This is a genomic window from Kocuria sp. LHG3120 (assembly GCF_049897445.1).
Lineage (GTDB): Bacteria > Actinomycetota > Actinomycetes > Actinomycetales > Micrococcaceae > Kocuria > Kocuria rosea.
In genome coordinates, this window is record NZ_JAFCWG010000004.1 from 264,311 (window position 1) to 290,715 (window position 26,405).

Annotated in this window: 27 protein-coding genes and 1 pseudogene; 12 read left to right on the forward strand and 16 right to left on the reverse strand. The window is 74.4% G+C overall.

Annotated elements, in window-relative coordinates; genetic code table 11:
• Nucleotides 1–31 precede the first annotated feature (31 nt).
• On the forward strand, nucleotides 32–928 hold the full coding sequence (locus ACP7CD_RS10235; protein WP_426120146.1) for a hypothetical protein: 897 nt from the start codon (nucleotides 32–34) through the stop codon (nucleotides 926–928).
• A gap of 22 nt (nucleotides 929–950) precedes the next feature.
• On the opposite strand, the gene ACP7CD_RS10240 is transcribed toward ACP7CD_RS10235, so the two are convergent.
• The 3 genes from ACP7CD_RS10240 to ACP7CD_RS10250 form a co-directional block, all read right to left on the reverse strand.
• The gene (locus tag ACP7CD_RS10240) at nucleotides 951–1,313 is read right to left on the reverse strand and encodes a YciI family protein (protein WP_035924466.1); all 363 of its coding nucleotides are present in this window, start codon (nucleotides 1,311–1,313) and stop codon (nucleotides 951–953) included.
• Between the two features lie 35 nt (nucleotides 1,314–1,348).
• The gene (locus ACP7CD_RS10245; protein ID WP_115163310.1) at nucleotides 1,349–1,693 is read right to left on the reverse strand and encodes a nuclear transport factor 2 family protein; all 345 of its coding nucleotides are present in this window, start codon (nucleotides 1,691–1,693) and stop codon (nucleotides 1,349–1,351) included.
• A 62-nt stretch (nucleotides 1,694–1,755) separates the two neighbouring features.
• Nucleotides 1,756–2,892 carry a Gfo/Idh/MocA family protein gene (locus ACP7CD_RS10250; protein WP_426120147.1) on the reverse strand — a complete coding sequence of 379 codons (1,137 nt, stop codon included), beginning with the start codon at nucleotides 2,890–2,892 and terminating at the stop codon, nucleotides 1,756–1,758.
• A gap of 166 nt (nucleotides 2,893–3,058) precedes the next feature.
• Here ACP7CD_RS10250 and ACP7CD_RS10255 point away from each other — a divergent pair, with 166 nt between their 5' ends.
• Entirely contained in the window at nucleotides 3,059–3,697 is a 639-nt protein-coding gene (locus ACP7CD_RS10255; protein WP_426120148.1) for a hypothetical protein, read from the forward strand.
• Between the two features lie 79 nt (nucleotides 3,698–3,776).
• Complete coding sequence (locus ACP7CD_RS10260) at nucleotides 3,777–3,935, forward strand: hypothetical protein (RefSeq protein WP_426120149.1); 159 nt, start codon at nucleotides 3,777–3,779, stop codon at nucleotides 3,933–3,935.
• A gap of 53 nt (nucleotides 3,936–3,988) precedes the next feature.
• On the opposite strand, the gene ACP7CD_RS10265 is transcribed toward ACP7CD_RS10260, so the two are convergent.
• The 5 genes from ACP7CD_RS10265 to sigK form a co-directional block, all read right to left on the reverse strand.
• A complete protein-coding gene (locus tag ACP7CD_RS10265) occupies nucleotides 3,989–4,942 on the reverse strand; it encodes a hypothetical protein (protein ID WP_017834998.1) in 954 nt (317 codons plus the stop codon).
• Nucleotides 4,943–5,030: 88 nt separating this feature from the next.
• Nucleotides 5,031–5,900 carry a hypothetical protein gene (locus tag ACP7CD_RS10270; protein WP_426120150.1) on the reverse strand — a complete coding sequence of 290 codons (870 nt, stop codon included), beginning with the start codon at nucleotides 5,898–5,900 and terminating at the stop codon, nucleotides 5,031–5,033.
• Nucleotides 5,901–5,941: 41 nt separating this feature from the next.
• Complete coding sequence (locus tag ACP7CD_RS10275) at nucleotides 5,942–6,718, reverse strand: aldolase/citrate lyase family protein (RefSeq protein WP_426120151.1); 777 nt, start codon at nucleotides 6,716–6,718, stop codon at nucleotides 5,942–5,944.
• A 25-nt stretch (nucleotides 6,719–6,743) separates the two neighbouring features.
• Nucleotides 6,744–7,514 (reverse strand): anti-sigma factor domain-containing protein, encoded by a 771-nt coding sequence (locus tag ACP7CD_RS10280; RefSeq protein ID WP_426120152.1) that lies wholly within the window; start codon nucleotides 7,512–7,514, stop codon nucleotides 6,744–6,746.
• Complete coding sequence (gene sigK / locus ACP7CD_RS10285; protein ID WP_426120153.1) at nucleotides 7,511–8,119, reverse strand: ECF RNA polymerase sigma factor SigK; 609 nt, start codon at nucleotides 8,117–8,119, stop codon at nucleotides 7,511–7,513. The genes ACP7CD_RS10280 and sigK overlap by 4 nt, the downstream gene beginning before the upstream one ends.
• A 293-nt stretch (nucleotides 8,120–8,412) precedes the next feature.
• On the opposite strand from sigK, the gene ACP7CD_RS10290 reads away from it, so the two are divergent.
• Together ACP7CD_RS10290 and ACP7CD_RS10295 are read left to right on the forward strand one after the other, a co-directional pair.
• Nucleotides 8,413–9,183: a hypothetical protein gene (locus ACP7CD_RS10290; RefSeq protein WP_017835002.1), complete on the forward strand. Its 771-nt coding sequence runs from the start codon at nucleotides 8,413–8,415 to the stop codon at nucleotides 9,181–9,183.
• 296 nt (nucleotides 9,184–9,479) lie between these two features.
• Entirely contained in the window at nucleotides 9,480–11,144 is a 1,665-nt protein-coding gene (locus ACP7CD_RS10295) for a thiamine pyrophosphate-binding protein (RefSeq protein ID WP_176337342.1), read from the forward strand.
• Between the two features lie 49 nt (nucleotides 11,145–11,193).
• Here the strand turns inward: ACP7CD_RS10295 and ACP7CD_RS10300 are convergent, their stop codons facing one another.
• Nucleotides 11,194–11,997, reverse strand: coding sequence for an alpha/beta fold hydrolase (locus ACP7CD_RS10300; protein WP_368827302.1), 804 nt, complete (start codon nucleotides 11,995–11,997; stop codon nucleotides 11,194–11,196).
• Nucleotides 11,998–12,083: 86 nt separating this feature from the next.
• Between ACP7CD_RS10300 and ACP7CD_RS10305 the strand changes: the two genes are divergently transcribed.
• Both ACP7CD_RS10305 and ACP7CD_RS10310 read left to right on the forward strand, forming a co-directional pair.
• Entirely contained in the window at nucleotides 12,084–13,397 is a 1,314-nt protein-coding gene (locus ACP7CD_RS10305) for a condensation domain-containing protein (protein WP_426120154.1), read from the forward strand.
• 108 nt (nucleotides 13,398–13,505) lie between these two features.
• Entirely contained in the window at nucleotides 13,506–13,778 is a 273-nt protein-coding gene (locus ACP7CD_RS10310; protein WP_052132991.1) for a hypothetical protein, read from the forward strand.
• Nucleotides 13,779–13,802: 24 nt separating this feature from the next.
• Here the strand turns inward: ACP7CD_RS10310 and ACP7CD_RS10315 are convergent, their stop codons facing one another.
• From ACP7CD_RS10315 to ACP7CD_RS10325, 3 genes are all read right to left on the reverse strand, one after another.
• Nucleotides 13,803–14,183 carry a DUF1622 domain-containing protein gene (locus ACP7CD_RS10315; RefSeq protein ID WP_035927946.1) on the reverse strand — a complete coding sequence of 127 codons (381 nt, stop codon included), beginning with the start codon at nucleotides 14,181–14,183 and terminating at the stop codon, nucleotides 13,803–13,805.
• 78 nt (nucleotides 14,184–14,261) lie between these two features.
• Nucleotides 14,262–15,971 (reverse strand): FAD-dependent monooxygenase, encoded by a 1,710-nt coding sequence (locus ACP7CD_RS10320; RefSeq protein ID WP_272027345.1) that lies wholly within the window; start codon nucleotides 15,969–15,971, stop codon nucleotides 14,262–14,264.
• Between the two features lie 43 nt (nucleotides 15,972–16,014).
• On the reverse strand, nucleotides 16,015–16,983 hold the full coding sequence (locus ACP7CD_RS10325) for an MBL fold metallo-hydrolase (protein WP_017833101.1): 969 nt from the start codon (nucleotides 16,981–16,983) through the stop codon (nucleotides 16,015–16,017).
• Between the two features lie 229 nt (nucleotides 16,984–17,212).
• Between ACP7CD_RS10325 and ACP7CD_RS10330 the strand changes: the two genes are divergently transcribed.
• From ACP7CD_RS10330 to ACP7CD_RS10345, 4 genes are all read left to right on the forward strand, one after another.
• Complete coding sequence (locus tag ACP7CD_RS10330; protein WP_017833100.1) at nucleotides 17,213–18,421, forward strand: thiolase family protein; 1,209 nt, start codon at nucleotides 17,213–17,215, stop codon at nucleotides 18,419–18,421.
• A complete protein-coding gene (locus ACP7CD_RS10335) occupies nucleotides 18,421–19,206 on the forward strand; it encodes an enoyl-CoA hydratase/isomerase family protein (RefSeq protein ID WP_109221759.1) in 786 nt (261 codons plus the stop codon). Before ACP7CD_RS10330 ends, ACP7CD_RS10335 begins: the two co-directional genes overlap by 1 nt.
• 13 nt (nucleotides 19,207–19,219) lie before the next feature.
• Nucleotides 19,220–20,089 carry a 3-hydroxyacyl-CoA dehydrogenase family protein gene (locus ACP7CD_RS10340; RefSeq protein ID WP_426120156.1) on the forward strand — a complete coding sequence of 290 codons (870 nt, stop codon included), beginning with the start codon at nucleotides 19,220–19,222 and terminating at the stop codon, nucleotides 20,087–20,089.
• A gap of 78 nt (nucleotides 20,090–20,167) precedes the next feature.
• The gene (locus ACP7CD_RS10345; RefSeq protein ID WP_095649812.1) at nucleotides 20,168–20,878 is read left to right on the forward strand and encodes a tyrosine-protein phosphatase; all 711 of its coding nucleotides are present in this window, start codon (nucleotides 20,168–20,170) and stop codon (nucleotides 20,876–20,878) included.
• A gap of 59 nt (nucleotides 20,879–20,937) precedes the next feature.
• Here the strand turns inward: ACP7CD_RS10345 and ACP7CD_RS10350 are convergent, their stop codons facing one another.
• Entirely contained in the window at nucleotides 20,938–21,375 is a 438-nt protein-coding gene (locus ACP7CD_RS10350) for a PaaI family thioesterase (protein ID WP_017833096.1), read from the reverse strand.
• Nucleotides 21,376–21,478: 103 nt separating this feature from the next.
• Between ACP7CD_RS10350 and paaZ the strand changes: the two genes are divergently transcribed.
• Nucleotides 21,479–23,623, forward strand: coding sequence for a phenylacetic acid degradation bifunctional protein PaaZ (paaZ, locus tag ACP7CD_RS10355; RefSeq protein WP_109221761.1), 2,145 nt, complete (start codon nucleotides 21,479–21,481; stop codon nucleotides 23,621–23,623).
• A 144-nt stretch (nucleotides 23,624–23,767) separates the two neighbouring features.
• Here the strand turns inward: paaZ and ACP7CD_RS10360 are convergent, their stop codons facing one another.
• The 3 genes and pseudogenes from ACP7CD_RS10360 to ACP7CD_RS10370 form a co-directional block, all read right to left on the reverse strand.
• On the reverse strand, nucleotides 23,768–24,391 hold the full coding sequence (locus ACP7CD_RS10360; protein WP_426120157.1) for a TetR/AcrR family transcriptional regulator: 624 nt from the start codon (nucleotides 24,389–24,391) through the stop codon (nucleotides 23,768–23,770).
• 58 nt (nucleotides 24,392–24,449) lie between these two features.
• Nucleotides 24,450–25,793 (reverse strand): phenylacetate--CoA ligase family protein, encoded by a 1,344-nt coding sequence (locus ACP7CD_RS10365; protein WP_426120158.1) that lies wholly within the window; start codon nucleotides 25,791–25,793, stop codon nucleotides 24,450–24,452.
• A 121-nt stretch (nucleotides 25,794–25,914) separates the two neighbouring features.
• A pseudogene (locus tag ACP7CD_RS10370) lies at nucleotides 25,915–26,310 on the reverse strand (hotdog fold thioesterase); the annotation flags it as partial.
• Nucleotides 26,311–26,405 lie beyond the last annotated feature (95 nt).

The window sequence follows — 26,405 nt, forward strand, 5'->3', positions numbered from 1 at the left end:
CACTGGTGTGAGGGGTTCGGGAGGATCCGCCGTGCAGAACACCGAGAACAACGAGGTCTCCGGGATCGTGCTCCTGATCATCGGGGCGGTGGTACTGTCGGTGGTCTCGTTCGTCCTCGTCAACCTGGGCACGATCCTTCTCCTCCTGCTGGCCGGAGCAGCCCTGTGGCTGCTCGGCGTGCTCCTGCGGACGCTCGTCCGCTCCCTGGTGGTGCGCGTGCGGGAGCGGCTGCACGGCTGGCCGCGGAGCAGCTCCGGGACCGGCGCCGGGTCCGGTGCGCGGACGGACGGAAGGGCCGCCGCGAGGAACCCGGGTAGGAGCCCCCGGAAGAACAGCGGGAAGTCGATCGCGAGGACCGCGGAGCAGGCCCGGCTGGCCGCCGCGGAGGACATGCGCACCGCGTGGATCCGGTGGCAGCTCGGCGTCCTGCCGCCGCAGCAGCGGCACGGGGAGGCGAGCTTCATCGCCGTCCGGCTGGCCGAGGTCCCGCACGCGGACTGGGACGCGACCCGGCTGCGGCGGCACGGCCAGGCCCTGTGGTCCGTCCGGGACGCCGCCGCCAGGACGCCCCTGCACGGGGAGGTCGAGGCCCGCCTGGACCGGGTGGCCGCCATGCTCTCGGAGCTGACCGACGAGGAGTTCGACACCCACCGCGGCCAGACCGACGACCGCTACCTGTACCACCCGGACCGGGAGGTCCGGGCCGCCTACCTGGCGGGCGGCTCGCAGGGCGTCGAGGCCATCATGGGCACCATCACCGCCGTCCGCGCCCAGGTCCGCGAGGACGCCGCCGCCCGGGCCGCCGCGGACTGCCTGGCGCGCGAGCGCAACGCCGCGCTCCGGGCGCTGCGGGAGACCCGCCGGCCGGCCCGGCCCCGGGACGCCCATGCCGCGTGGGAGGCGCAGGCCGAGCAGATCGGCCGGTGAGCCGCCGGGACCGGGGCGGGCCCTACGCCAGGTGCTCCTCCGGCTCGCCCTGGAACTCGCGCACTTCCACCGGGAGCGTGGTCGCCTGCGCCAGCTTGCGGCCCCACTCGATGGCGGCGTCGTAGTCCGGGGCGGCCACGATGCAGATGCCCCCGGCGTGCTCGTCCTCGCGCTCGTACGGACCGTCCGTGGTCACCACGTCCTCGCCGTGGAAGCGCACGACGACGGACGCCTCCGCCCGGTCCAGGCCCCCGGCGAAGACCCACGCCCCGGCCGCCCTCAGCTCCTCGTTGAACGCGGCGACGTCCCGCATCACGGGCTCGAGGACCTCCGGGGCCGCCGGTCCGCCGTCGGGCTGTTCGATGCTGAGCAGGTAGTGCTTCATGGCGAGCCTCCTGGGCGTCGGATGGTCCTCGGAGTCTACGGTCGCGGCGGCCCGCCGAAATAGACCTGGGCGTCCACCACCTGCCCGTCGCGCACGGTGATCGCCTCCATGTTCCGGAAGGTTCCCCCGGCCCGGAGCTCGTACTCGTACCGGACGAGCACCAGGCCGGGTTCCGCCTCGACCACCTGGAGCAGGTCCTGCCGGGAGACCCGCTGCGCCGTGGGGAAGCACCGCTCGAAGTACGCGGCCCGGTCGATGTGGTCGTCCTGCGGGGACGTGAACCGGAACCCGTCCCCGACGAGCCCGCGGGCCGCCGTCTCGTCCTGCGCGAGGTAGGCGGCGAAGAGCCGCCGGACGACGTCCGTGCTGCTGCTGGTCATGCCCGCAAGCTACTCCCGGGCGGGAGCCGGGACAAGCACGGAGCCGGTCCGCCCACCGGGGCTCAGCCGTTCTGCGGGACCTGGGCCACCAGCTCGTCGTCGCCGGGCTCCGCCACGGGCGGCAGGGCCCGGGCCTGCTCCGCGACGGGGCGCACCGCGCGGTCCGCGGGCTCCAGGCGCACGGTCCGGCCCGTCTCGAGGGAGGCGAGCACCGCCTCGTGCACCCGGATGTCCATCAGCCCCTCCTCCCCACCGGCCTCGGGATCGGTGCCGGTGAGGATGCAGTCCGAGAAGTACTCGGTCTGGCCCGCGAACTGCTCCACCGGGTCGTGGGCGCGGGTCTCGCTGCGCCCGTCCCGGGTCACGGTCCAGCTGATGCCCACCTCGGGGCCGAAGCCGAAGCACGGCTGCGCCGCGACCACGCCCCCGGTGCCCACCACCGTGAACTGCTCGGTGGCCTCGCCCGCGTAGCTGATGGTGAACTGCGCCACCCGCTGCCCGGGGAAGCGCAGCGTCACCGCCACGGTGTCGTCGAAGTCGAAGCCGCGCCCCGGGGTCCGCACCCCCATCGCGTGGACCTCGAGGGGCTCGGCCGCGAACAGGTGGCGCACCGCGTTGAGGGGGTAGCTGCCCATGTCCGGGATGGGCCCGCCCCAGTACCCGGAGTGCCCGCGGTGGTTGGCCTCGTCGATGTCCTGGGTGAAGACGGCGGTGAACAGCCGGGGGTCGCCCACCAGCCCCTCGTCCCGGACCCGGGTGATCAGCTCGAGCGTGCCGGGCTCGTGGTGCAGCCGGTACGCGACCATCAGCCGGGCCCCGCCGCGCGCGGCGGCGTCGATCATCGCCCGGCAGTCCTCCACGGACGTCTCCATCGGCTTCTCCACCAGCACGTGGACGCCCGCCTCGAGCGCCGGCTCGGCGAACTCGCGGTGCCGGAACACGGGCGTGGCCACGTAGACCGCGTCCACGTCCCCGGAGGCCAGCAGCGCGGGGTAGTCCTCGTAGGAGTACGCGGGCACGCCGTACTCGGCCGCGAGCTCCCGGGCCTTGTCCGGGGTGCCTGTGACCAGCGCCGCCAGCACGGAGCTGCCGGCCCGGGCCATGGCGGGCAGGAACGCCTGCTGGGAGATCTGGCCGAGCCCGACCACCGCGTAGCGCACGGGGCCGTTCGTCGAGGGGGCGGTCCGGGGAGAGGTCATGGGGCATCCTTCGCGGTCGGGACGGACGGACGGTCCCGGCCAGACTAGCCCCGCGGGGTCCCGGGAGGGCGGAGCGGGCCCGGCGTCCCCGGATCCCGCCGGATGCGCGATCATGGGAGGTCCGAGGGACCGCGCACGCGTCCGTCCCCGTCCGTCAGGAGGATCCGTGCCCAAGAGCAAGCCCCGCAAGAAGGCCGCCGCCAAGAAGAAGCAGCAGCGGCGGGAGTTCCACGCCGCGGCCGGCGCCCGCACCGTCGACATCGAGGGCGCCGCGCAGGGCACCTGGGACGATGACGCCCACGAGCTGCTCGTCGCCCGCGGCTGGGTGGCCTACCGGGACCTGGAGATGGACCAGCTCGGCGACGGGTGGGAGTGGCTGCCGTCCCAGCTGCCCCTCGACGCCGGCGTGGGCGGGGAGCCCGGGCCCACCACCGTGTTCGCCGCGGCCGAGGGCGGCTACGACGTCGAGCTGGCCAACCCGAACGGCTCCGTGGACCCGGACCGCGCGGGCCACTACAACACCCTCGAGGACCTCGCGGCGGACCTGGACAGCCTCGAGGCCTGGCGCGTGCCGGCCGACGAGTACGTCCTGCCGGACGTCCCCGCCTTCTCCGCGGACACCCCGTGGGCGATCTGCCAGCTCTGGGCCGGCGGGATGATCGACCACTGGGAGCTCGCGGCGGACCTCATCCACTTCCCGTACGAGGAGACCGAGGAGGGCTTCGCCGCGGTCGAGCGCGCCCACCGGACCGGGCTGATCCCCGCCCAGCTCTACGCCGCGATCCGCGCCGGCCGCGCCGCCTAGCCGGATCCTCTTGTCGGGGCCCCGGGCCCGGCGTAGCGTGAGCCGGGACCATCACCCTGCTGAGCACACGAGGAGCGGCATGAGCGAGACGACCCCGGACCCGGCCCGGAACAAGCCCTCCCAGGCCGAGGGGGACGTGCCGGAGGACCAGAACGTGCAGTCGGCCGTCGACCCGGACGACAACAAGCCCTCCCAGGCCGAGGGGGACGCCCCCGAGGACGCGCCGGGCGACGACTGATCCCCGGCACGGACGGTCCCGGGCGTCCCGCCGAGGGCGGCACGCGCCCGGGATCAGTGCCGGGTCAGCCCCCGGTCGTCCCGGGCGGAGGCGTTCTTCGGCGCCCACGCGGACAGGCCGAGGAGGTCGGCCACCTCGCGGTAGTGACTGGTGGAGAGGATCCCGAAGCCGGCCTCGACCGCGCGGCGGTAGTAGTGCACGTCCAGGGCGTCGGCGGACAGGTTCTCGTCGTAGCGGTGCAGCTCGAGGCGCATGGGCACGTTCCAGCTCCGCATCCGCAGGCTCTCCTCCATGTCCGGGACGTAGTGGCCGGCGAAGCCGATCACCCGGCGGAGGTCGGGCACCTCCCGCCGGACGTCGTCGACCGTGGGCAGGCCGTCCGGGTGGGTCGGGACGAAGTAGACGAGGTCGGGGGCGATCCGGCGGTAGACGGCCAGCTCCGTCAGCCCGTGCACGCTCACCACCACCTGGCCCTCGGCCCGGTGCGTGCGGACGAGCTCGACGACGGCCTCCGGGGTCACGTTCTTGACGTCGAGCCACAGCACCGCCCCGGCCAGCACCGCCCAGGTGAGGAACTCGCCGGCCTCCCGGATGGGGAACCGGGTGACCTCGCCGTAGTTGTCCACCAGGTGCTGACTGAGCACGTAGTCGGCCGACTGTTCGCTCACCGGGCCGGCGCCGGTGCTCCCGTGCCCCATGACGGCCTCGTGCAGGACCACGCACCGGCCGTCGACCGTGGTGCGCAGCTCGATCTCGATCATGGTGCGCGCCCGGGTGGCCAGGACGTTCTGGGCGGACTCGAGCGCCGAGCAGGGCCAGGACCCGTCGGGGTGGAACCCGGCGCGGCGGGCGAGCAGGAGGGGCCCGTCGGCGGACAGGCGGTCGTGGCGGGTGTAGGCGGCCAGTTCGGCCGGCGAGTCGAAGACGATCGAGTGCCCTGCTGCGCGCGCCGGCACGTCGGCTGCGACGTGGTCCGGCGAGTCCGGGCGGCGGTAGTTCTTCGGCATGGGAACTCCTGGGGGGATGGGAGCGCGGACAGCGGCCGTGGGGGGACGGCCGGCGGACGGGAAGCGGGGGAACCGCCCGTCCACGTGCTCAGGGGCCCTCGGCCACCCGTGCACGCTCCAACTCTTCCACGTCCGAGGCCGAATACGTGGCTGCGATCTGCATGTCGTTGCCTCCGCGCAGGACATTGCGGGTGCTGAGGCCCCGGAAGAGCGTCCTGGGGATGGGCCGGTAGGCGGTGCGGCCGTCCCGGACGGGCCGGACGCCGGTCCCGTGGCGCAGGGCGACGGCGTGCAGCCACACGTCGTCGGCCATCGGCGCGCACGCGGTGAACGCGGTGCCGAGCTCGCGCAGGGCGTCGAGCAGGTGCGGCGGGTAGAGCACGCCGGAGGTGCCCGTGGCGAAGGTGCGGACGGACGCTCCCGCCAGGGCGCCGGGGCTCCACGTCGCGTAGGGCAGGATCCGTCCTCCGCCGAGGCGGATCCGGTGGGTGCGGTGGGCGACCACGTCGTGGGGGTGCCGCGCGTGGACCGCGAGCAGCTCCTCGAGCCACGCCGGGCCGTAGAGCACGTCGTCGTCCGCGATGACCAGCGGCAGCTCGTGCCGCGCCCGGGACCGGACGTAGGGGTAGTACTTCTGGTGGGGGCCCCAGTCCTCGGTGCACCTCAGCTCGAGGCCCCGGCGCACCAGCCGGGCCAGCGGCGCGGGCGGGTCCGCCACGACGTCGGCCTCGCGCAGCCACAGGATCAGCCGCTGCGGGCGCACGGTGCCGTGCACCATCGACTCGACGGCCAGGTGCACCGCCCGGATCCGGCTCCCGTAGGACGTGAGGCTCACGACCACGGGCGCGTCCCCCCGCACGGGCGCGTCCGAGAAGCGGTTCCGAAGCCGGAAGTGCAGGGCGCTGCGGCTGGTGCCGAACGAGCGCAGCCAGTCGAGGACCAGCTCCCGGGACAGCACCCACCGCAGAGGGTGCTGTCGCCTCCCGCCCGGCCGGGATCTCATGAGGGGCGGGCCAGGGCTGCCCGGGCCGCCTCCCCGCCGAGCTGGAGGACGCCGGTGTCGGTCGTGACGGCGATCCAGGAGAATCTCTGCGCCCGCAGCGCGGCGGCACGCTCGGGCGTGCCGGCGTAGGCGCCCGCCAGGACACCGGCCTCGCGGCACGCGCGCACGATCGTGGGCAGGGTCGCGTGCTGCGAGGTGTCCGAGAGCAGCTCGTCCACGTCCCGGCCCAGGGCGAGCGCGAGGTCGAAGGGCCCCACGAAGACCATGTCCAGGTCCGGGACCGCCGCGATCGCCCGGACCGCGGCGACCGCGGCCTCGGTCTCCACCATCACGGCGCACAGCGGCCGGGGCACGGACGCCACCCCGGCGGCGGGGTCCCGCGTGCCGGGCAGCGGCCCCCAGCTCCGGGCGCCCCGCGGCGGGTAGTGGGCCGCGGCGACCGCGGCCTCGGCCTGTGCCGCGTCCTGCACGAGCGGCACGACGACGCCGTCGGCGCCGGCGTCCAGCGCCCGGCCGATGAGCGTGGGGTCGTTCGCGGCGACCCGGACCAGCACCGGGGCGGCCGGCTCGCGCCGCAGGGCGAAGAGACCACGGACGGCGGCGTCGTCGAAGTGGCCGTGCTGGGCGTCGACGCCCACCCAGGCGAAGCCCGCGCGCTCGAGGGCGAGCACGGTCCGGGCGTCGCCGAGCGTGGCCCACACCCCCGCACGCACCCCGTCGTCGCCGCCGTTGCCGTTGCCGTTGCCGTTGCCGGAAGGTTCTGCCTCGGTCATGGCCTCATTCTGGCGGGAGCCGGGCTCAGATCTCCGCGGCGGCCAGCACCGGCAGGGTGGGCGTCTCGGAGCCGCCGGCGGGCTCCACGGTCATGGCCACCGCCCCGGCCCGGTCGATGTCGCCGTCCAGCCAGACCTGCACCTGTCCGCCGCCGAAGCGCACGTCCGGCACCGGGGTCTCGTCCTGCACGAGCCACAGCTGGTACTCCCGGCCCTCCCCCGGTCCAGCGAGGTCGGAGGCGACGAACAGCGCCGCGTCCGCCTGCGCCGAGACCACCAGGGTGGCCGGCCGGCCGTCCACGTCGAGCTGTCGGGTGGTGACGTCCGGGGCGCTCAGCAGCCGGTTCTGCCGGTCCTGCTCCTGGGCCACGAGCTGCTGCTCCCGCTGCTCGGTCTGCGTGCCGACGGCCCAGCCGCCCAGGGCCGCACCGGGCAGGAGCACGGCGGCCGCGGCGGCGGCCAGCCAGCGGCGCCGGGGCCGGCGCCGCTGCGCCAGGGACACGGGCGCGTCCCCGGCCCGGTCCTCGGCCCGCTCCTCCGGCCGCCGCTCCTGGGGCGTCCCGCGCACGGCCGCGAGGACGTCCCCGCGCAGCGCCGGCGGCGGCGGCTCGGCCACGGCGGCGGCCAGGTGCGCTCCGACCTCCGCGAACGCGGCCACCTCCTCCCGGCAGGCGGCACAGCCGCGCAGATGGAGCTCGAACGCGGCGCGCTCGCCGGGCTCGAGGGCGTCCACGGCGTAGAGCGCCGCGTCGGCGTGGACGTCGCCGGCGCGGTCGTCCCCCTGGATGTCCTTCACTGCCGCACCCCCAGTGCCGATCTCAGATTGGTGAGTCCATCGCGGATCCTGGCCTTCGCCGTGCCCAGCGGGACGTCCAGGTGCTCCGCGACCTGTCGGTGACTGTACCCCCGGTAGTAGACCAGGCAGACGGCCTCCCGCTGGAGCGGGCTGAGCCCGCCGAGCTCGGCCCGCACCTCCTCGGAGTCCAGGGACTGCTCCACCTCGCTCCAGGTGGAGTCGGAGGGGGTCTCGGCCCGCCGGACCTCGTACTGCTGGTCCCGATTCCGCTCCCGCTGGCTCTGCCGGATCCGGTCCACGGCGCGGCGGTGCGCCATGGTGCACAACCACGCCAGGACCGTGCCGCGGCCGGCGTCGAAGCGCTCCGCCTGCTGCCAGGCCATCAGGTAGACCTCCTGGACCACCTCGGCGGCGAGCTCCGGGGAGCGGAGCAGCCGCAGCACGAGACCGTGGACCGCGGACGACGTCGCGTCGTACAGCTGGGCGAAGGCGTCCTCGTCACCGCCCGCCACGCGGCGCAGCAGCTCGACCTGTTGTTCGGTCCGCCCGGGCGCGGGGACCGGGGCCCCGGCTCTCCCGCTCCGGCCGGTCGGTCCTGGGCTCACGCGGTCTCGCTGTTCACTCGGAGAGCGGCACCCCGCCCGGGGTCCGGGCGGGAGCAGTGTCGCACTGCACCTTGCCACACCGGGTCGATGTGATGCCATCGACACACTCGTCGTCTCCATGACCGTTGTTCGTCGCGGAGCCGGCACCGGACGGGTCGGCGGTCCGTTCCGGCGCGCCGGAAACTTTTCTGCCTCCGCACCCGTCCGGGCCCGTTCCGGCGCCGAACTCACCGTGCGCACACCGAAAGTGCGCACACGGCACGACCCCCCGGTACGACACAGGAGAGAATCCGATGCGCAAGTCCATGCTCCTCACAGTCCCCACCCTGGCCCTCGGCGCGCTCACCATGGCCGCCGCGCCCGCCGCCGCCCACGACTCCGACATGTGGTCCGCCCAGGCGGCGCTGAGCACCCTGAACAACTCCGGCACCACCGGCGACGTCATGGTCGACGTCCACGGCACCGAGGCCACCGTCACGATGAACGTGAGCGGCGCGGCCGAGACGTTCATGGACGGCCCGTTCCCGCACGCCCAGCACATCCACATCCACGGCCAGGGCACCTGCCCGGGCCCGGAGGCGGACGCGGACGGCGACGGCGTGGTCAACACCACCGAGGGCCACCCCTTCTACGGCATGATCGGCACCTCGCTCACCACCGAGGGCGACACCAGCCCCGACTCCGGCCTGGCCGTGGAGCGCTTCCCGGGTGGCTCCGCGTACACCTACGAGCGGACCCTGCAGCTGGACGAGGCCACCGCCGAGTCCCTGCAGAACGGCACCGCGGTCGTCGTGGTCCACGGCGTGGACCCGGCGAAGATGCCCGCCGCGGCCGCCGAGAAGATGAGCGACCTCGACCCGGCGCTGCCCGCGGCCGCGACCCTCCCGGCCGCGTGCGGCACGCTGACCGCCTCGCAGATGGGCGCGATGCCGGAGGGCGGCGCCGACACCGGCGTGGCCCAGGAGACGGGGTCCACCGCCCAGGCCGCGGCCCTCGGCGGCGGCGTCCTGGCGGCCGCGGCCGGCGCCGCGTGGGCCCTGCGCCGTCGCGCCGCGCGCGGCTGATCCGACGGGACGGTTCCTGCTGTGACGGGATCGACCTCCGGTCGTGGGGGGGGGGGGGGGGGGGGCCCCGCCCCCCCCCCCCCCCCCCCCCCCCCCCGCCCCCCCCCCCCCCCCCCCCCCCCGGCCCCCCCCCCCCCCCCCCCCCCCCCCCCCGCCCCCCCCCCCCCCCCCCCGCGCCCCCCCCCCCCCCCCCCCCCCCCGGGGGGCGGGCGGGCGGCTCCGCTCGTGCGGGCACCCCGAGCACACCCCGCTCCCACCCCGGGCTCCCACCGGAGCCCCGCCGAAAGGACTCCTCCATGACCACCGACCTCCTGCTCCCCACGGTCTCGACGGCCGTTGCCGACGTGCTCGCCGAGCGCACCGACCACCTGTTCGGCCTGATGGGCAACGGCAACGCGCACCTGATCAGCTCGCTGACCTCCCGCGGCTTCGGCTTCACCTCCGCCCGGCACGAGTCCGCCACCGTTGCCATGGCCGACGCCTACCACCGGGCCACCGGGCGGACCGGGGCCGCCACGACCACCTACGGTGCCGGGTTCACCAACACCTACACCGCCCTGGCCGAGGCGCGGCTGGCCCGGATCCCCCTGGTCCTGGTCGTCGGCGACGCCCCGACCACCGGGCGGCGGGCCTTCGACGTCGACCAGACCACCGCGGCCGCCGCCGCCGGGGTCACCACCCTGGTCGCGGCCCCGGACAACGCGACCGCGATCACCCACCGGGCCTTCGACCTCGCCGCCCAGACCGTGCAGCCGGTGGTGCTGGCCCTCCCCTACGACCACGCCACCGCCCCCCTCACCGAGCAGACGGTCCTGGAGCCGCTGCCGGTCAAGCCCGCCTTCACCGCCTCCACCGAGGACCTCGACCGCATCGCCGGGCTGCTGCGCGCGGCGACCAGGCCCCTGATCCTCGCCGGGCGCGGAGTGCTCCTGGCCGGGGCCACCACCCCGCTCACCGAGATCGGGGACCGGCTCGGGGCGCTGTTCATGACCTCCGCCATGGCCACCGGGGTCTTCGGCTCCCCGTGGGACCTGGGCATCGCCGGGGGCTTCACCCGCGCCCACCGTCTGGAGCTCGCCCGGCAGGCCGACGTCGTGCTGGTCGCCGGGGCATCGCTGAACGCCTTCCAGCTGCGCTACGGCACGCTCTTCGCCGAGGGCACCCGGGTGATCCGCATCGACAACGAGCCCGAGGACCGCACGCCCCCGGTCACCGACTACGTGCGCGCGGACCTGGGACCGTTCCTCCAGGGACTCACCGGCCGGATCTCCGCCGCCGCCCCGGAGAACACCTGGCGGGCGGCCGCCCCGGAGGTCGCCACCGACGCCTTCCGCGGCTCCGCCCCGGTCGAGGACCCGGCCGAGTTCGGCCCGGACGGCCGGCTCAACCCCCGCGCCGTCGTCGCCGCCCTCGAGCACGTCCTCCCCGCCGAGCGCTCCGTGGTGATGGACGGCGGCCACTTCATCGGCTGGGCCCCGATGTACCTGACCGTGCCGGACCCGCAGGCCATGGTCCTGGTCGGCACCGCCTTCCAGTCCATCGGCCTCGGCTTCGGCTCCGCCTCCGGGGTCTCGGTGGCCCGCCCCGACCGCACCACCGTGTTCGTCACCGGCGACGGCGGCGGGCTGATGGGCCTGGCCGACCTCGAGACGTTCCTGCGCGCCACGAAGCGCGGGGTGATCGTGGTGCTCAACGACTCCGCCTACGGCGCCGAGCTGCACCAGTACGCGTCCAAGGGCCTGGACCCCACCGCGATGCTCATCGACGAGGTCGACTTCGCCGCCGTGGGCCGGGCGATGGGCGCGGCCGGGGCCAAGGCGCACACCCTGGCCGACCTCACCGCGCTCACCGACTGGCTGGCCACCCACGACGAGGGCGTCTTCGTCCTCGACGTGGCCATCTCCCAGCAGGTCGTCGCCGAGTTCATGTCCGCCTCCCTCACCGCTGGCCGCCGGCTCTGACCCGCCGGCCCCGGCGAGGCCCCGGCGGACCCCTGCGGACCTTCGCGGATCAGCCGGGCGAACCGGCCCCCCGGTCCGCCTCCACCGCCCGGACGAAATCCGCGCACCGGCGCGGCCACTCGGCCAGCTCGGCGGGCGTGCCGGCCACGTGCAGGGCGTCGCCGGGCAGGGCCGCGCGCAGCGCCTCGGCCGTGGACAGCGGGTGGGTGGCGTCCTCGGACCAGGCCAGCACCAGGCTCGGCACGCCGATCCGCGACAGCTCCTCGACCGGCGGGAGGTCGGTGCCGGCCGCGCCGCGCAGCACGGCGGGCAGCAGGCCGGGGTCGACGCGCGGCGGGTGCACCGGCCGGTCCGCCACGGCGGGCGGCCGGGTCGCGGCGCGGCCGGCCCGGAGGTAGGCCTCGAGGCCGTGGCGCTCCACCAGGTCCGCGCCCTGCCGGTACGTCCCCGCCTGGCCGCGGCGCGAGGCCCAGGCCGTGGAGGGCACGCAGAGCGTCAGCGAGCGGAACCGCCCGGGCTCGGCGAGGGCGGCGTGCAGCAGCGTGGCCGCCCCCATGGACGGGCCGATCCCGTGGACCGGCTCACCGGGCGCCACGGCGTCCAGCAGGCGCAGCAGGTCCTCGGCCAGCCGGGGCCAGGTCCAGTCCGCGGCCACGGGCTCCGCGGCGGAGCCGCCGTGGCCCCGGGCGTCGTAGCGCACCGTCCGGTGCCCGCTCAGCCCGGCCGCCAGGTCCAGACCGCCCGCGGTGTTGGTGGCCCGGTCGGACAGCAGCCCGTGCAGCTGGACGGCAGGCGGGCCGGAGCCGGTCACGTCGTAGGTCAGGCGGCAGCGGGGGAGCTCGAGCGTCGGCATGCCGCCACGGTACGCGTAGATTGTGACCACCCGTGGACCGGACGCGTCCTCGGCGGCCGGCCCCCCGGCCCGACCAGGAGGTGCGCATGCGGCTGACCAGCATCACGCACGCCCGGCTGCCCGAGGGCCGCCTGTCCAGCTGCACCGTCCCCGCCGAGGGCGCCGGCCGGCCGCTGCCGGTGTCCTTCGACCAGGGCATGCACGTCGGAGCCGGTCCCCGCCCGGGGTCCTGGATGGCCGTGGCCGTGGAGCTTCCCGCGCCGGTGGACGCCGCGCACCTGGGCGAGGCCTGGGCGGGTGTCGTGCGGCGGCACCACACGCTGCGCACCGTCTTCTCCGCCGACGACGACGGCCGCGTCCGGCTGCACGAGATCGCCGACGCCGTGCGGCCCGTGTGGACCCGGCACGAGGTCGGCGCCGCCGGGACGCGGGCGGCCCTGCAGGCGGTGGCCGACGCCGCCTGCTCCCCGCTGGCCCGGCCCTCGCACCGGCTGTGCCTGATCGAGCCCGCGGCCGGGCCCGCCGTCGTCGTGCTCGCCGCCGACCACGCGCACGTGGACGCCTGGTCCCTGCCCCTGCTCGCCCGGGACCTGCTCGACGGGCTGGACGATCTCCGCGCCGGCCGCCCGGCCGGCGCGGGCCGGGCGCCCGCGGCGTCCTTCGCCGAGCACACGCGGGAGCTCGCCGCCCGCCCCCCGGCACCGCCGCACGTGGTGCGGCGGTGGGCGCGGATCCTCGCGGACGGCGACGGCGCCCTGCCCGTCTTCCCCCTGCCGCTGGGGGAGCCCAGCGCCCCGGCACCCGAGACGGTGACCACGCACGACGTCCTCGACGCCGAGGGCCTGGCCCGCCTGGAGGCGCGCGCCGACGGGCTGCACGTCCGGCTGCTGGTCCTGGTGGTCTCGGTGCTGACCCGGGCGACCGCCGAGCTGGCCGGCCGGCCCCTGCGCGCGGTCCTGCCCGTGCACAGCCGCACCGAGCCGCACTGGCGCGACGCCGTGGGCTGGTTCATCACCAACTCGGTGCTCGAGTGCTCGGACCCCGATCCGCAGGCCTGCCGCGCTGCCGTGCGCGAGACGCTGGAGCTGGGCTCGCACGCCCTGGAGCCGATCCTGCGGCCCCACGGCGGCATGCCCGTCCCGCCGGGGATGTTCATGCTGTCCTACCTCGACTACCGGCGGCTGCCCGCCACCCTGGCGCCGGAGCTGCGGGCGCAGCACATCTCCGCGTCGGCGCCGACCACCGGGGTGCAGGTGTGGTTCGTGGTGGGCGAGGGCGGCCTGCACCTGCGGGCGCGCTACCCGGGCACCGGGCAGGCCCGCTCGTCGGTGGAGGCGTGGCTGGGCGCCGTCGGCGCGGGGCTGCGCGCGCAGGCGCGCCCGGAACCGGACCGCGGATAGCCGCGGGCCCGGACGCCCCCGAGGGCCCGGTCCGGGTACCCGTGCGCCCTGCCCCCGCCCCGGTCCGGTCCGCCGACTATCCTGATGGCAGCGGGCAGAAGGGGTCAGATGGACGACCGGACGATCGCCAGGACGCAGGCCAGGTTGATCCGCACCGCGCTGACGAGCACCGGGCTGGGTGCGCGCGACCTGTGGCTGCGGTACGTCCACCTGGGCGGAGAGGTCGGGGAGCTGGAGCTCGACGCCTACCTGCACCACGCCCTGTACCTGCCGCCCCGGCACCGGGACAGCCTGGCGCGGGCCGCCAACCAGCTGGTGCCCGGCCACCGGGTCCCGTGCAGCCGGGACCTGCGCCCGGAGGAGTACCCGCCCGAGGCCTGAGCGCCCGGCCGGGGCCCGGCGGGCCTACGCGGCGCGCTCGGGCAGGGGCGCCGCCTCGTCCTGCTTCTTCTGCCACGGCCACCGCCCGCTGATCTCGAGCTCGAGGGACCAGCTGAGGAAGGTCCGCACGACCACGATGAGCGCCAGCACCCCCACCGACTCGAACGTGGGGGTGATGGCGACGGTCTTGATGATGTCCGCGGCCACGAGCAGCTCCAGGCCCAGCAGGATCGAACGGCCGAGCCGCTGCCGGTAGCTCTCGTAGGTGTCGCGCTCCCCGCTCCCCCGCCCCAGCAGGTCCCGCCCGGCCAGGAGGGTCGCCACCACCGTCCCGACGACGATGGCGACCACGCCGGCGACGTCGACGGCCTCCCCGACGAGCTCCATGGACTCCTGGAACGACATCCTGCACCTCCGGTGACCCCGGCGGGACGCGCCGGCTCGAGTCTGCGATGAGGACGCCAGGATCTCACGGGTCCGCCGTCAGCCGGCGGCGGCGACCTCCTGGGGCACGGTCTCCGGCGCGGAGCCCCGCCGCCTGGGGGGTCCCGACGGCCGCTCGCGCTCGGCGAGGACCCGGGCCGCCTCCGAACCGGGGGCGGCGACGGTGTTCTGCAGGGCCCGGCTCAGCGCCCGGGGGTCCGTGCCGTCCACCACGGCCGCGATGTGCGAGTCGGGGCGGATCACCCACACGTCGGTCGGCTCCGGCTTCAGCGCCTCGGCGAGCTTGCCGGTGGTGTCGATGTCCGCGATGGCGTGCAGGCGCAGCGGGGACCGGATGGCGGCGAGCGCGGTCCCGCGCACGAGCTCCTGGTCGACCGCCGGGCCGGTGAGGAGCAGGATCCCGAAGCGGGCGAGCTCGCGGACGCGGTCGGCGGCGATGCCCGGGACGGCGACCGGGACGTCCGGCAGCAGCACCCCGGGGACGGGGTCGGGGACCTCCCCCTTGGGCGGGCGTCCGGCGAAGGTCCGGGTGGGGTGCGGGGTGGTGAGCGGGGAGTCGACGTACCAGAAGGGCTCGGCCAGGCGCCCGGAGTCCACATAGGTGGACGCGGCCGGGTCGCCGATCGCCCGCTCGAGCTTGGCGAGCCGCTCGGCCAGCTGCTCCTCGGTGCGGGGCACGAGGAAGTCCATGGTGGCCTCGGTGACCTCGAGGTTCTCGACGGCGGCGGCGCGGCGCTCGACGTCGTAGGACTCCAGCAGCGCCGGATCGGCGTTGCCGCGCAGCACCGAGGTCAGCTTCCAGGCGGCGTTCTCGGCGTCGCCCACGCCCGAGTTGAGCCCGCGGGCGCCGAACGGGGAGACGATGTGCGCGCAGTCCCCGGCCAGCAGCACCCGGCCCACCCGCATCCGGGAGGCCAGCCGGGCGTGGAAGCGGTAGACGGACTTCCAGACGATCTCGTAGTCCGTGTCCCCGATGATCTGGCGGATCCTCGCGTCGAGGGCCCCGGAGGCCTCCTCGGCGTCGAGGTCGTAGTCGCCGGGCACCTGCCAGTCGATCCGGAAGGTCGAGTCCGGGCACGGGTGGATGAGCACCTGCCGGCCGGGGTTCCACTCGGGGTCGAAGTAGAAGCGGCGCTCGGTGGCCCAGCCGGGGATGTCGGCCCGGATGTCGCAGATCAGGAACTTGTCCTCGAACGAGCGGCCGTCGAAGCTCACCCCGAGCTGGTCGCGCAGCCACCGCGCCTTCGAGCCGAGCGCGGCGATCGCGTAGTCGGCCACGATCTCGGCCCGGCCCCCGTCGCGGCAGGAGCACACCACGGTCACGGAGCGCTCGTCCTGGGTGATCGAGACGATCTCGTGGCCCCAGACCTCCTCGATCAGCGGCTCGGCGGCGATCTTCTGCGCGAGCAGCTCCTCGGTGCGGGTCTGGGAGATGTTCACGAACGGCGGGAACGGGGACTGCCCCCTGTCCCGGAAGGGCTGGGCGAACAGCTCCTTCTCCCGGTAGAAGGTGCGCGCGGTGTCCCATGTGACGCCCTCGGCGGCCACCTGCCGGCCCACGCCCACGGCCTCCCAGACCTCCAGGACGTCGCGCTGCTGGCAGATCGCCTTGGACCCGATGGGGTCCCGCTCGGCGCGGGCGTCCAGGACCGTGACGGGGATGCCCCACCGCGCCAGCAGCAGCGCCGCGGTCTGGCCCACGGGCCCGTTGCCGAGCACCAGCACCTTGCCGGAGTCGAATCGTCTCACTGTCGCCCTCCTCGTTCTCGTGTCGCTGCTCGTGGGGACCGGGTCAGCCGTTCTGGAGCTGGTCCCAGACCTCGCGGTCGCGCTCGGCGGTCCAGATGACGGGCCGCTCGATGCCCGAGAGCTCGTCCCACAGCCGGGAGACGTCGAAGGGCAGGCAGTGCTCGAAGATCGGCCAGTGGCCGAAGTCGTCGTAGAGGGCGGTGTGCACGGCCTCGAAGGCGTCCTTGAGCGTCCCGCCGTTCTTCTGGACGGTGCCGACCTCCTCGATCATGACGTCCAGGAAGCGGCGGGTCTGCTCGATCGCCGCGTCCACGGCCTCCCGGCCCCTCGAGACCGCCCCGCGCCCGCCCACGAGCTGCTCCGCACCCAGCGCCTTGACGGCGTCGAGGGTGTGGCTCGCCCAGTCGCGGTGGAAGGCGTCCCCGGTGTAGAGGGCGGCCTCGGCCTCGACCAGGTCCCCGGCGAAGAGGATCTTCTGCTGGGGCAGCCAGGCGACGATGTCGCCCTCGGTGTGGCCGCGGCCGAAGTGCTGGAGCACGAGGTCCCCGCGGTCCCCGCCGAGGTCGATGGTCAGCTTGTCCCGGAAGGTCACCGTGGGCCAGGTCAGGCCCGGGACGGTGTCCGCGCCCTTGGCCAGGCGCGGCATGCGGCCGAACTCGGAGGCCCAGTCCTCCTTGCCGCGCTCCACGATGAGGTCGTAGGTGTTCTCGTGGGCGACGATCGTCTCGGCGTGGAAGGCCGAGGCGCCGAGCACGCGCACCGCGTGGTAGTGGGAGAGCACCAGGTAGCGGATCGGCTTGTCGGTGTGCTTCCGCAGCTCCGCCAGCCACTCGGCGGCCACCACGGGGGTGGCCAGGGCCTCGAAGCAGACCAGGAAGTCCTCCCCCTCGATCGCCCCGATGTTCGGGTCCCCCTCGGCCGTGAGGGCGTAGACGCCCTCGGCCAGGATCTCGAGGGTCTTCTGCTTCTCGCCGAGGTCCGCCGAGGACGCGAACGACTTGGTGGTGCCCATGTGCCGTCTCCTTCGTGGGGCCGCGCAGGGCCCGGGATAGTCAAATGCTGTATTAGTTCCACGGTAGCCCCCGGACCTTGATTTGTGAAGCAGACCACAGCCGATCGCGGCCGCGGCGCTGTTGACCCCGCGGGCGCACGCGTGGGAAGGTTTGATGAACGATCGGTCGGTAAATTCGGGCGACGATGCCCGGATGCCGGCCGCACCCCGTCGCGACAGGAGCCCACCCATGCCCGCAACCCCTCAGGCCCTCCTCGTCGGCGGGGCCCGCACCCCGGTGGGCCGCTACGGCGGCGCGCTGGCGAGCGTGCGCCCCGACGACCTCGCCGCCCTCGTGGTCAGGCACGCGGTGACCGACGCCGGGATCGACCCGCACGACGTCGACGAGGTGATCCTCGGCAACGCCAACGGCGCCGGCGAGGAGAACCGCAACGTCGCCCGCATGGCCTGGCTGCTCGCCGGCTTCCCCGACACCGTCCCCGGCATCACCGTCAACCGGCTCTGCGCCTCCGGGCTCTCGGCCATCATCATGGCCTCCCACATGATCAAGGCCGGCGCCGCCGACATCGTCGTCGCCGGCGGCGTGGAGTCCATGTCCCGCGCCCCCTGGGTGATGGAGAAGCCGGCCAAGGCGTTCGCGAAGCCCGGCGACGTCTTCGACACCTCCATCGGCTGGCGCTTCACCAACCCCGAGTTCAAGAAGCAGGACAAGATGACCTACTCGATGCCGGAGACGGCCGAGGAGGTCGCGATCGTCGACGGGATCTCGCGCGAGGACGCCGACGCCTTCGCCGTGGCCTCCCACGAGAAGGCGATCGCCGCGATCGACGCCGGGCGCTTCGCCCCCGAGATCGTCCCGGTGACCGTCACGGGCCGCAAGGGTGCGACGACCGTCGTCGACACGGACGAGGGCCCCCGCCCGGGCACCACGATGGACGCCCTCGCGAAGCTGCGCCCCGTGGTGGACCACGGGACGGTCGTCACCGCCGGCAACGCCTCCTCCCTCAACGACGGCGCCTCGGCGATCCTCGTGGTCTCCGAGCGCGCGGCCGAGAAGTACGGGCTGGCCGCCCGGGCCCGGATCGTCGACGGCGCCTCCGCCGGCGTGGCCCCGGAGATCATGGGCATCGGCCCCGTCCCCGCCACCCAGAAGGTGCTCGGGCGCACCGGGTGGGGCATCGGCGACCTCGGGGCGGTCGAGCTCAACGAGGCCTTCGCCTCCCAGTCCCTGGCCTGCATCCGCCGCCTCGGCCTCGACGCCGGCACCGTCAACAACGACGGCGGGGCGATCGCGCTCGGCCACCCCCTGGGCTCCTCCGGCTCCCGGCTCGTGGTGACGCTGCTGGGCCGGATGGAGCGCGAGGGCGCCGACCGCGGCCTGGCCACCATGTGCGTGGGCGTGGGCCAGGGCACCGCGATGCTCGTGGAGAAGCTCTGATGGTCGGGCCCAGCGAGATCCTCGGCGCGGAGTTCACCGCCCTGCGGCTCGAGGAGCGCGAGGACCGCCTGCACGTGGTCCTGGACCGCCCCGCCGTGCGCAACGCCATCGACGCGACCATGGTCGAGGAGCTGCACACCGTGTGCGGCCACCTCGAGCGGCACCCGAAGATCCTGATCCTCTCCGGCACCGAGGTGAACGGCCGGGGGGTCTTCGCCTCCGGCGCCGACATCGCGCAGCTGCGCGAGCGCCGCCGCGACGACGCCCTGGCCGGGATCAACTCCCGGATCTTCGACCGGATCCACAAGCTGCCCATGCCGGTGATCGCCGCGATCGACGGCTACGCCCTGGGCGGCGGCGCGGAGCTGGCCTACGCCGCGGACTTCCGCATCGCCACCCCGCACCTCACGATCGGCCAGCCGGAGACGAACCTGGGCATCATCGCCGCCGCCGGCGGGCTGTGGCGGCTCAAGGAGCTGGTCGGCGAGGCGATCGCCCTGGACATCCTGCTCGCCGGCCGGATCCTCGGCGCGGACGAGGCCCTGGCCCTGCACCTCGTCACCGAGCTGCACGAGCCCGCAGAGCTCGTCGGCGCCGCGCACGCGCTCGCCGACCGGATCGGCGCCCAGGACCCCCTCGCCGTGCGGATCTCCAAGCGGGTCTTCGCGGCGCCCCCGTCCGCCCACCCGCACATCGACGAGCTGGCCCAGGCCGTGCTCTTCGAGTCGGAGGCGAAGTTCGACCGCATGCAGGCCTTCCTGGACCGCAAGAAGAACAAGAAGTAGGAGCACCCCGACCATGACCGAGAAGCACGCACTGGCCGTTCCCGCCGTCGTCGGCGTCCTGGGGGGAGGCCGCATGGGCGCGGGCATCGCCCACGCCTTCCTGCTCGCCGGGGCGAGGGTGACCGTGGTGGAGCGGGACGGGCAGGCAGCGGAGGCCGCCCGCGAGCGGATCGAGCGGGACCTCGCCAAGTCCCTGGAGCGCGGGGGCGTGGACGGCAACCTGGACGAGTGGGCCGAGAACCTGACCGTCTCCCTCGACCACGCCGACTTCGCGGACTGCGAGCTCGTCGTCGAGGCCGTCCCCGAGGCGTGGGACCTGAAGGTCACGGCCCTGCAGGAGGTCGAGCGCCACCTCGCCGAGACCGCGTGGCTGGCCACCAACACCTCCTCGCTGTCCGTGGACGGGCTGGCCGAGCAGCTGGGACGCCCCGAGCGGTTCTGCGGGCTGCACTTCTTCAACCCCGTGCCGGCCTCGAAGCTCGTGGAGGTCGTGAACTCGAAGCACACCGGCGAGGAGCTCAGGCGGCTCTCGGTGCAGTGGGTCGAGGGCCTCGGCAAGACCCCGGTGGTCGTCAACGACGCCCCCGGCTTCGCCTCGTCGCGGCTGGGCGTGGCGATCGCCCTCGAGGCCATCCGGATGGTCGAGGAGGGCGTGGCCTCTCCCGCCGACATCGACAACGCCATGGTCCTGGGCTACAGGTTCCCGGTCGGCCCCCTGGCCCTGACGGACATCGTGGGCCTGGACGTGCGCCTGGGCATCGCCGAGTACCTCGAGTCGCAGCTCGGCCCGCGCTTCGCCCCCCCGCAGCTGATGCGGGACATGGTGTCCCGCGGCGAGCTCGGCCGCAAGACCGGCAAGGGCTTCTTCGACTACGACCAGTAGCACCCGCCCCCTGCCGTCCCGCCCTCCTGGGCGCGGGCGGCGGGACGCGCCGTCGGACGCGGGTCCTAGGGTGGGGGCATGCACGCACAGCCCGGGACCCCCGCCGCGTGGGACGGCGCGCTCAACGCCCGGCGCCTGGCCGGCGACGTGTGGCGGATGGGCCGCTCCGAGCGGCTGAGCCCCTCGGGGTGGCGCGCCGCCGCGGCGGACGGGGTGCGCACGGTCGTGGACCTGCGCAACGCGGACGAGCGGCGGCGCCGGCCCACGGACCCCGCGGACGACCCGGCCGCCCGCGCCGGCATCACGGTGCTGCACCGCCCCACCGAGGACCCCGCCCATCCGCAGTTCCCGCTGGTGGGCACGCCCTATCTGCACCACCCGCGCGGCTACCGCGACTACCTGCGGCTGTTCCCGGCCTTCCTGGCCGAGGCGGTGCGGGCGGTGGCGACCGCCGAGGGCGCCGTGGTGGTGCACTGCTCGGCCGGCCGCGACCGCACGGGGGTGCTCGCGCTGCTGCTCCTGGGGCTGGCCGGAGCGCCCCCGGAGCGCCTCGTCGCGGAGGACGAGGCCGCCGCGCGCGGGATCAACGAGTGGCACCGCGTCTCGCCCGTCCCCCACCCGGTCGAGCGCCACCACCCCGAGCACGAGCTCGCCCCGCTGCTCGCGGGGCGTCGCGCGGCCCTCGAGGAGCTGCTGGACGGGTTCGACGCCGAGCGCTGGCTCGTCGACGCCGGACTGTCGCCCGAGGAGCTGGCCGCCCTGCGCCGGCGGCTCCACGGCCCGTCCTGATCCGCTCCCGTCCGGCGTCCTGACCCGCTGGCCGGCGGACCCCAGGCCTGGTTCCCGGTCTAGCCCTCGGCGGGGTTCGTGGCCTGCTGCGGCTTGTCCTTGAGGAAGTTGGTGATCCGCACGGTGCACAGCCGGGCGCCGTCCTCGTGCTCGAGGACCACCTCGTGGCACGTGAGGGAGCGTCCGAGCTGCAGGGCGGTGGCCGTGGCGGTCACGGTGCCCGTGCGGGACGACCGGTGGTGGGTGGCGTTGACGTCCACGCCCACGGCGACCTTGCCCATCGTGGAGGCGTGGATCACCGCGGCCCAGGAACCGACGGCCTCGCCGAGGGCCACCATGGCGCCGCCGTGGAGCAGGCCCAGCGACTGGCGGTTGCCCTCGACGGGCATGGAGGCGACCACGCGCTCCGCCGACTCCTCGAGGACGGTGACGCCCATCTTCTCGTCGAGCTCGCCCAGGACGATGCGCCAGGGCTCGTGGGTCTCGGTCGTGGTCATGGCACTCCTCGGGCGCTCGGCGACGGGGCAGGACCACCGTGGGGCAGTGGTCCCGGGGTGTGACGTAGGTTATCGTGGTCATAATACCGAACGATCGGTCAGGATGCGGGCGACGGACCGGCCGCCCGCGCACACCCGAGCGAAAGGACCACGCACCGTGGCAGCACAGACCCAGACCATCCTCCCCAGCTACCTGAGGGGCCGGTGGTGGTCGCCGGAGAACCCGCAGAAGGTGACGGAGGTGGCCGACGCCTCGACCGGCGAGGTCGTGGCGCGCGTGTCCACGGACGGCATCGACATCGCCTCCGCCGTGGACTACGGCCGGACCGTGGGGCAGCGCTCCCTCGGGGAGCTCACCATCCACGAGCGGGCGCTCAAGCTCAAGGAGCTCGCCCAGTACCTCACCGAGCACAAGCAGGAGCTCTACGACGTCTCCTACTCGACCGGGGCCACGCTGAAGGACCACTTCTTCGACGTGGACGGCGGCATCGGCACCCTCTTCACGTTCTCCTCCAAGGGCCGGCGCGAGCTGCCCAACGCCAACGTCGTCGTGGACGGGGCGGTGGAGCAGCTCTCCAAGGACGGGTCCTTCCTGGGCGAGCACATCTACACCCGCATGCCCGGCGTCGCCGTGCAGATCAACGCGTTCAACTTCCCGGTGTGGGGCATGCTCGAGAAGTTCGCCCCCGCCTTCATCGCCGGCATGCCGACCCTGGTGAAGCCGGCCACGCCGACCGGCTACGTCACGGCCGCCTGCGTGCGCCTGATGATCGACTCCGGCATCCTGCCGGAGGGCTCCCTGCAGCTGGTCTCCGGCTCCGCCCGGGACCTGCTCGACCACCTGGACTACCGCGACCACGTGGCCTTCACCGGCTCCGCCGGCACCGCGCAGTCGCTGCGCCACCACGAGAACGTCATCGACGGCGGAGTGCGCTTCACCGCCGAGACGGACTCCCTCAACGCCGCGATCCTCGGCCCCGACGCCACCCCGGAGACCCCGGAGTTCGACGCCTTCGTGAAGGCGGTGTTCGTCGAGATCACCTCCAAGGCCGGGCAGAAGTGCACGGCCATCCGGCGCGTCATCGTCCCGCAGGACCGCGTGGAGGACGTCGTGGCCGCCGTCGCCGAGCGCGTGCAGCAGCGCGTGGTCATCGGCGACCCGCGCACCGAGGGCGTCACCATGGGCGCCCTGGCCTCCAAGGAGCAGCAGGGCGAGGTCCGCAAGGCCGTGGAGCGCCTGGTCGCCGCCGGCGGCACCGTCCGCCTGGGCGGCCCGGACGCCTCCGTCGGCGACGCCGACACCGGGGCGGGCGCCTTCTTCCCCGTCACGGTGCTGTCCTTCGACGACCCGGACACCCCGGAGGTGCACTTCGTCGAGGCCTTCGGCCCCGTCACCTCCGTGCTCGGCTACACCGACGTCGACGACGCCGTGCGGCTCGCCGCGCTCGGCGGCGGCTCGCTCGTGGCGACCGTGTGCACGAACGACGGCGCGACCGCCGCCCGGTTCACCGCGGGCATCGGCTCGCACCACGGGCGCGTGCACTTCCTCAACCGCCAGGACGCGAAGACCTCCACCGGCCACGGCTCCCCCATGCCGCACCTCGTCCACGGCGGCCCCGGCCGCGCCGGCGGCGGCGAGGAGCTGGGCGGCGTGCGCGGCGTCAAGCACTACATGCAGCGCACCGCGATCCAGGGGCCCCCGGACATCCTCACGGCGGTGACCGGGGTCTGGCACCGGGGCGCCGCGGCGAACACCGTGACCCGCGAGGCGGTCGAGAACGGCACCGGCGAGCACCCGTTCCGCAAGTCCCTGGAGACGCTGCGGATCGGCGACCAGTTCGCCTCCGAGCTGCGCACCGTGACCCTCGAGGACATCACCGAGTTCGCCGAGAAGACCGGCGACACCTTCTACGCGCACACCGACGAGGAGGCCGCCACGGCCAACCCGTTCTTCCCGCGCCGGGTGGCCCACGGCTACCTGCTGGTCTCCTGGGCCGCCGGGCTGTTCGTGGAGCCCGCCCCCGGTCCCGTCCTGGCGAACTACGGCCTGGAGAACCTGCGCTTCATCACGCCGGTGACCTACGACGACCACATCCGGGTGACCCTCACCGCCAAGCAGATCACCCCGCGGGTCACCGACGAGTACGGCGAGGTCTGCTGGGACGCGATCCTGCACAACCAGCACGACGAGATCGTGGCGACCTACGACGTGCTGACCCTGGTCGCGAAGACCTGGCCCACCGCCTGACCCGGGCGAGACCCGCCCCGGGCTGTCGGGTCCCCACGAAGCACGCGATCCCTCACGCACCGGGCGTGGGGGATCGCGTGCTTCGGGGACCCGGCGGCGAGCGGCCTCCGCGGTCGGGGCTCGGCGGAGCGACCGGGCGAGGGCTCAGGAGACCCGCAGCCCCGAGAAGGCGAGCGCGACCACGGTGTCGGCCAGCCCGTCGTCGGCCCTGTCCGGGTCCGGCCGGTACCAGTCGACGATCGAGTTGATCATGCCCAGGAGCAGCCGCGAGGCGGACCGGCCGCTGAGGTCGCGGCGCAGGTCGCCCTCCGCCTGCGCCTGCTCGATGAGCGCGCCGACCCGGCGGGTGACCGTGCGGCGGCGCTCGAGCGCCCTCGTCTCGACCTCCGAGTTGCCCCGCAGCCGCAGCAGCAGGGTCACGTACGGCATCTGCTCCACGAGCACGTGCACGGTCCCGCGGATCACCTGCTCGAGCCGCTCGACCGCCGGGACCTGCGTCCGCTCGGCGGCGGCCAGGACCTCCTCGAGCGCGTCGAGGGCCCGGCCCAGCGCCTGCTCGAGGATCTCCTCCTTGGACTCCACGTGGTGGTAGATCGCGGACTTGGAGATCCCCAGGTGCTTGGACAGCGTTCCCATCGACGTGGCGTCGTAGCCGTGCACGTTGAAGACCTCCACGCACACGGCGAGCAGCGTCTCGCGGTCGTAGCCGGGCCGGCCCCGGCGCGGGGCCGCGCCGTCCGGAGGGGCGGGCGCCGGTGCGTGCGTCATGGGGACCTCGATCTCGGTGGGGACGGGCAGGACAACGATCTTATGCCGCGGCGGGGCGTCACGCGTCCTTGCGGTGGTCGTAGACGCGGCGCAGCTTGCCGGAGGACCGGGCGAGGGTCCCCGGCTCGGCGATCCGGATCGAGGCCGAGGAGCCGATCTTCGTCTTGATGGCGTGCAGGAGCTTCTGGCCGCCCGCCTCGGCGGCCTCGACGGTCACCTGCTCGCGCCGCTCGATGTTGATGGTCATCTGGTCCATCCGGTGCGGACGGGTGATCTCGAGCGTGAAGTGCGGGCTCAGCTCCGGCACCTGCAGGGCGAGCTCCTCGATCTGGGAGGGGAACAGGTTGACCCCCCGCAGGATGATCATGTCGTCGGAGCGGCCCGTGATCCGGCCCATCCGCCGGTGCCCGGGCCGGTCCGTGCCGGGCAGCAGGCGGGTCAGGTCGTGGGTGCGGTAGCGGATGATCGGCAGGGCCTCCTTGGTGAGCGCCGTGAAGACGAGCTCGCCGGGCCGGCCGGTGTCCTGGACCTCGTCCGTGAACGGGTCGATGATCTCGGGGCGGAAGTGGTCCTCCCAGATGTGCGAGCCGTCCTTGGACGCGGCGGACTCGCCGGCCACGCCGGGGCCCATGACCTCGGAGAGGCCGTAGATGTCGCACGCGTCGACGTCGAAGGCCGTCTCGATCTCGCGGCGCATCTCCTCGGTCCAGGGCTCCGCCCCGAGCACCGCGGTGCGCAGCGACGTCTCCCGCGGGTCCAGGCCGAGCTTCCTGAAGCCGTCGGCGATGGTCAGCAGGTAGGTGGGGGTCGAGAGGATGGCCTCGGGCTGGAAGTCCCGGATCATCTGGACCTGCTTCTCGGTCTGCCCGCCGGACATCGGGATGACGGCGCAGCCCAGGCGCTCGGCGCCGTAGTGGGCACCGAGCCCGCCCGTGAACAGACCGTAGCCGTAGGCGTTGTGCACCTTGTCCCCGGGGCGCACGCCCGAGAGCCGGAAGCAGCGGGCCACGAGGCCCGCCCAGGTGTCGATGTCGTTCTGCGTGTAGGCCACCACGGTGGGCTGCCCGGTGGTGCCGGAGGAGGCGTGGATCCGCCGGACCTCGGACATCGGCACCGCGAGGGACTTGAACGGATACGCCTTCCGCAGGAACTCCTTGTCCGTGTACGGGAAGAGCCGCAGGTCCTCGAGCTCCTTGAAGTCGGCGGGGTGCACGCCGTGCGCGTCGAAGACCTCCGTGTAGGCGGCGACGTTCTCGTAGGCGTGGTGCAGGGTCCAGCGCAGCCGCTCGACCTGCAGGGACTCGATCTGGTCCCGGCTCATCGTCTCCTCGGGGTCCGGCTGCGACCGGTCCGCCGGGGCGGGGGCGGGGGTGTAGGGGTTCGGGACGGAGCACTCGGTCATGTCAGACTTCCTCGGGCTGCGGGGCGGACGGCTGGGCGGACTGCAGGACGGGCTGCGCGGCCGGGTCCCCGGCAGAGTCCTCGGCAGGGCGCTCCGCGGGCTTCACCGCGCGGAGGGCGGGGTTGGGGATGGTGCGGCTGCGGCCCCGGAACTCGGCGATGAGCCGGCCGTCGGCCAGGACCTGGATGTCGTAGACGCCGCTGCGCCCCGCCTGGGCGCGCACGGTCCCCACGGCGGTGAGCTCCTGCCCGCGGTAGGCCGAGGCGAGGAAGTTGATGTCCACTCCCGCGGCCACCGTGATGGTGGTGCCGTCCCCGGCGGGGTCGTTGCAGGCGAGGGCGAAGCAGGTGTCCGCGAAGGCGAAGACCATGCCGCCGTGGGCGATGCCGAACCCGTTGAGCATCTCCTCCCGCAGGGTCATGCGGATCTGGGCGTGGCCGTACTCGGCACGGTCCACGGTGATGCCCATCCAGCGCGAGGTGTGGTCCCCCGCGAGGATCGGATGGCCCTGGGACATGTAACTCTCCTCACAGTTCACGACCGAATGTTCAGTAGACAATCCCACTCCGCCGCCCGTGTCAACCCGCACCGTCCCGGAGGAGCGCGGGAGCA

Bases quoted from the DNA above. Each gene is read 5' to 3' on its own strand.
- ACP7CD_RS10240 (WP_035924466.1), bottom strand. From the start codon at position 1,313: ATGAAGCACTACCTGCTCAGCATCGAACAGCCCGACGGCGGACCGGCG.
- ACP7CD_RS10330 (WP_017833100.1), top strand. From the start codon at position 17,213: ATGCCCGCAACCCCTCAGGCCCTCCTCGTCGGCGGGGCCCGCACCCCG.
- ACP7CD_RS10345 (WP_095649812.1), top strand. From the start codon at position 20,168: ATGCACGCACAGCCCGGGACCCCCGCCGCGTGGGACGGCGCGCTCAAC.
- ACP7CD_RS10245 (WP_115163310.1), bottom strand. From the start codon at position 1,693: ATGACCAGCAGCAGCACGGACGTCGTCCGGCGGCTCTTCGCCGCCTAC.
- ACP7CD_RS10315 (WP_035927946.1), bottom strand. From the start codon at position 14,183: ATGTCGTTCCAGGAGTCCATGGAGCTCGTCGGGGAGGCCGTCGACGTC.
- ACP7CD_RS10325 (WP_017833101.1), bottom strand. From the start codon at position 16,983: ATGGGCACCACCAAGTCGTTCGCGTCCTCGGCGGACCTCGGCGAGAAG.
- ACP7CD_RS10305 (WP_426120154.1), top strand. From the start codon at position 12,084: ATGCGGCTGACCAGCATCACGCACGCCCGGCTGCCCGAGGGCCGCCTG.
- ACP7CD_RS10335 (WP_109221759.1), top strand. From the start codon at position 18,421: ATGGTCGGGCCCAGCGAGATCCTCGGCGCGGAGTTCACCGCCCTGCGG.
- paaZ (WP_109221761.1), top strand. From the start codon at position 21,479: ATGCGGGCGACGGACCGGCCGCCCGCGCACACCCGAGCGAAAGGACCA.
- ACP7CD_RS10350 (WP_017833096.1), bottom strand. From the start codon at position 21,375: ATGACCACGACCGAGACCCACGAGCCCTGGCGCATCGTCCTGGGCGAG.
- ACP7CD_RS10265 (WP_017834998.1), bottom strand. From the start codon at position 4,942: ATGCCGAAGAACTACCGCCGCCCGGACTCGCCGGACCACGTCGCAGCC.
- ACP7CD_RS10260 (WP_426120149.1), top strand. From the start codon at position 3,777: ATGAGCGAGACGACCCCGGACCCGGCCCGGAACAAGCCCTCCCAGGCC.
- ACP7CD_RS10275 (WP_426120151.1), bottom strand. From the start codon at position 6,718: ATGACCGAGGCAGAACCTTCCGGCAACGGCAACGGCAACGGCAACGGC.
- ACP7CD_RS10295 (WP_176337342.1), top strand. From the start codon at position 9,480: ATGACCACCGACCTCCTGCTCCCCACGGTCTCGACGGCCGTTGCCGAC.
- ACP7CD_RS10300 (WP_368827302.1), bottom strand. From the start codon at position 11,997: ATGCCGACGCTCGAGCTCCCCCGCTGCCGCCTGACCTACGACGTGACC.
- ACP7CD_RS10365 (WP_426120158.1), bottom strand. From the start codon at position 25,793: ATGACCGAGTGCTCCGTCCCGAACCCCTACACCCCCGCCCCCGCCCCG.
- ACP7CD_RS10250 (WP_426120147.1), bottom strand. From the start codon at position 2,892: ATGACCTCTCCCCGGACCGCCCCCTCGACGAACGGCCCCGTGCGCTAC.
- ACP7CD_RS10290 (WP_017835002.1), top strand. From the start codon at position 8,413: ATGCGCAAGTCCATGCTCCTCACAGTCCCCACCCTGGCCCTCGGCGCG.
- ACP7CD_RS10360 (WP_426120157.1), bottom strand. From the start codon at position 24,391: ATGACGCACGCACCGGCGCCCGCCCCTCCGGACGGCGCGGCCCCGCGC.
- ACP7CD_RS10310 (WP_052132991.1), top strand. From the start codon at position 13,506: ATGGACGACCGGACGATCGCCAGGACGCAGGCCAGGTTGATCCGCACC.
- ACP7CD_RS10340 (WP_426120156.1), top strand. From the start codon at position 19,220: ATGACCGAGAAGCACGCACTGGCCGTTCCCGCCGTCGTCGGCGTCCTG.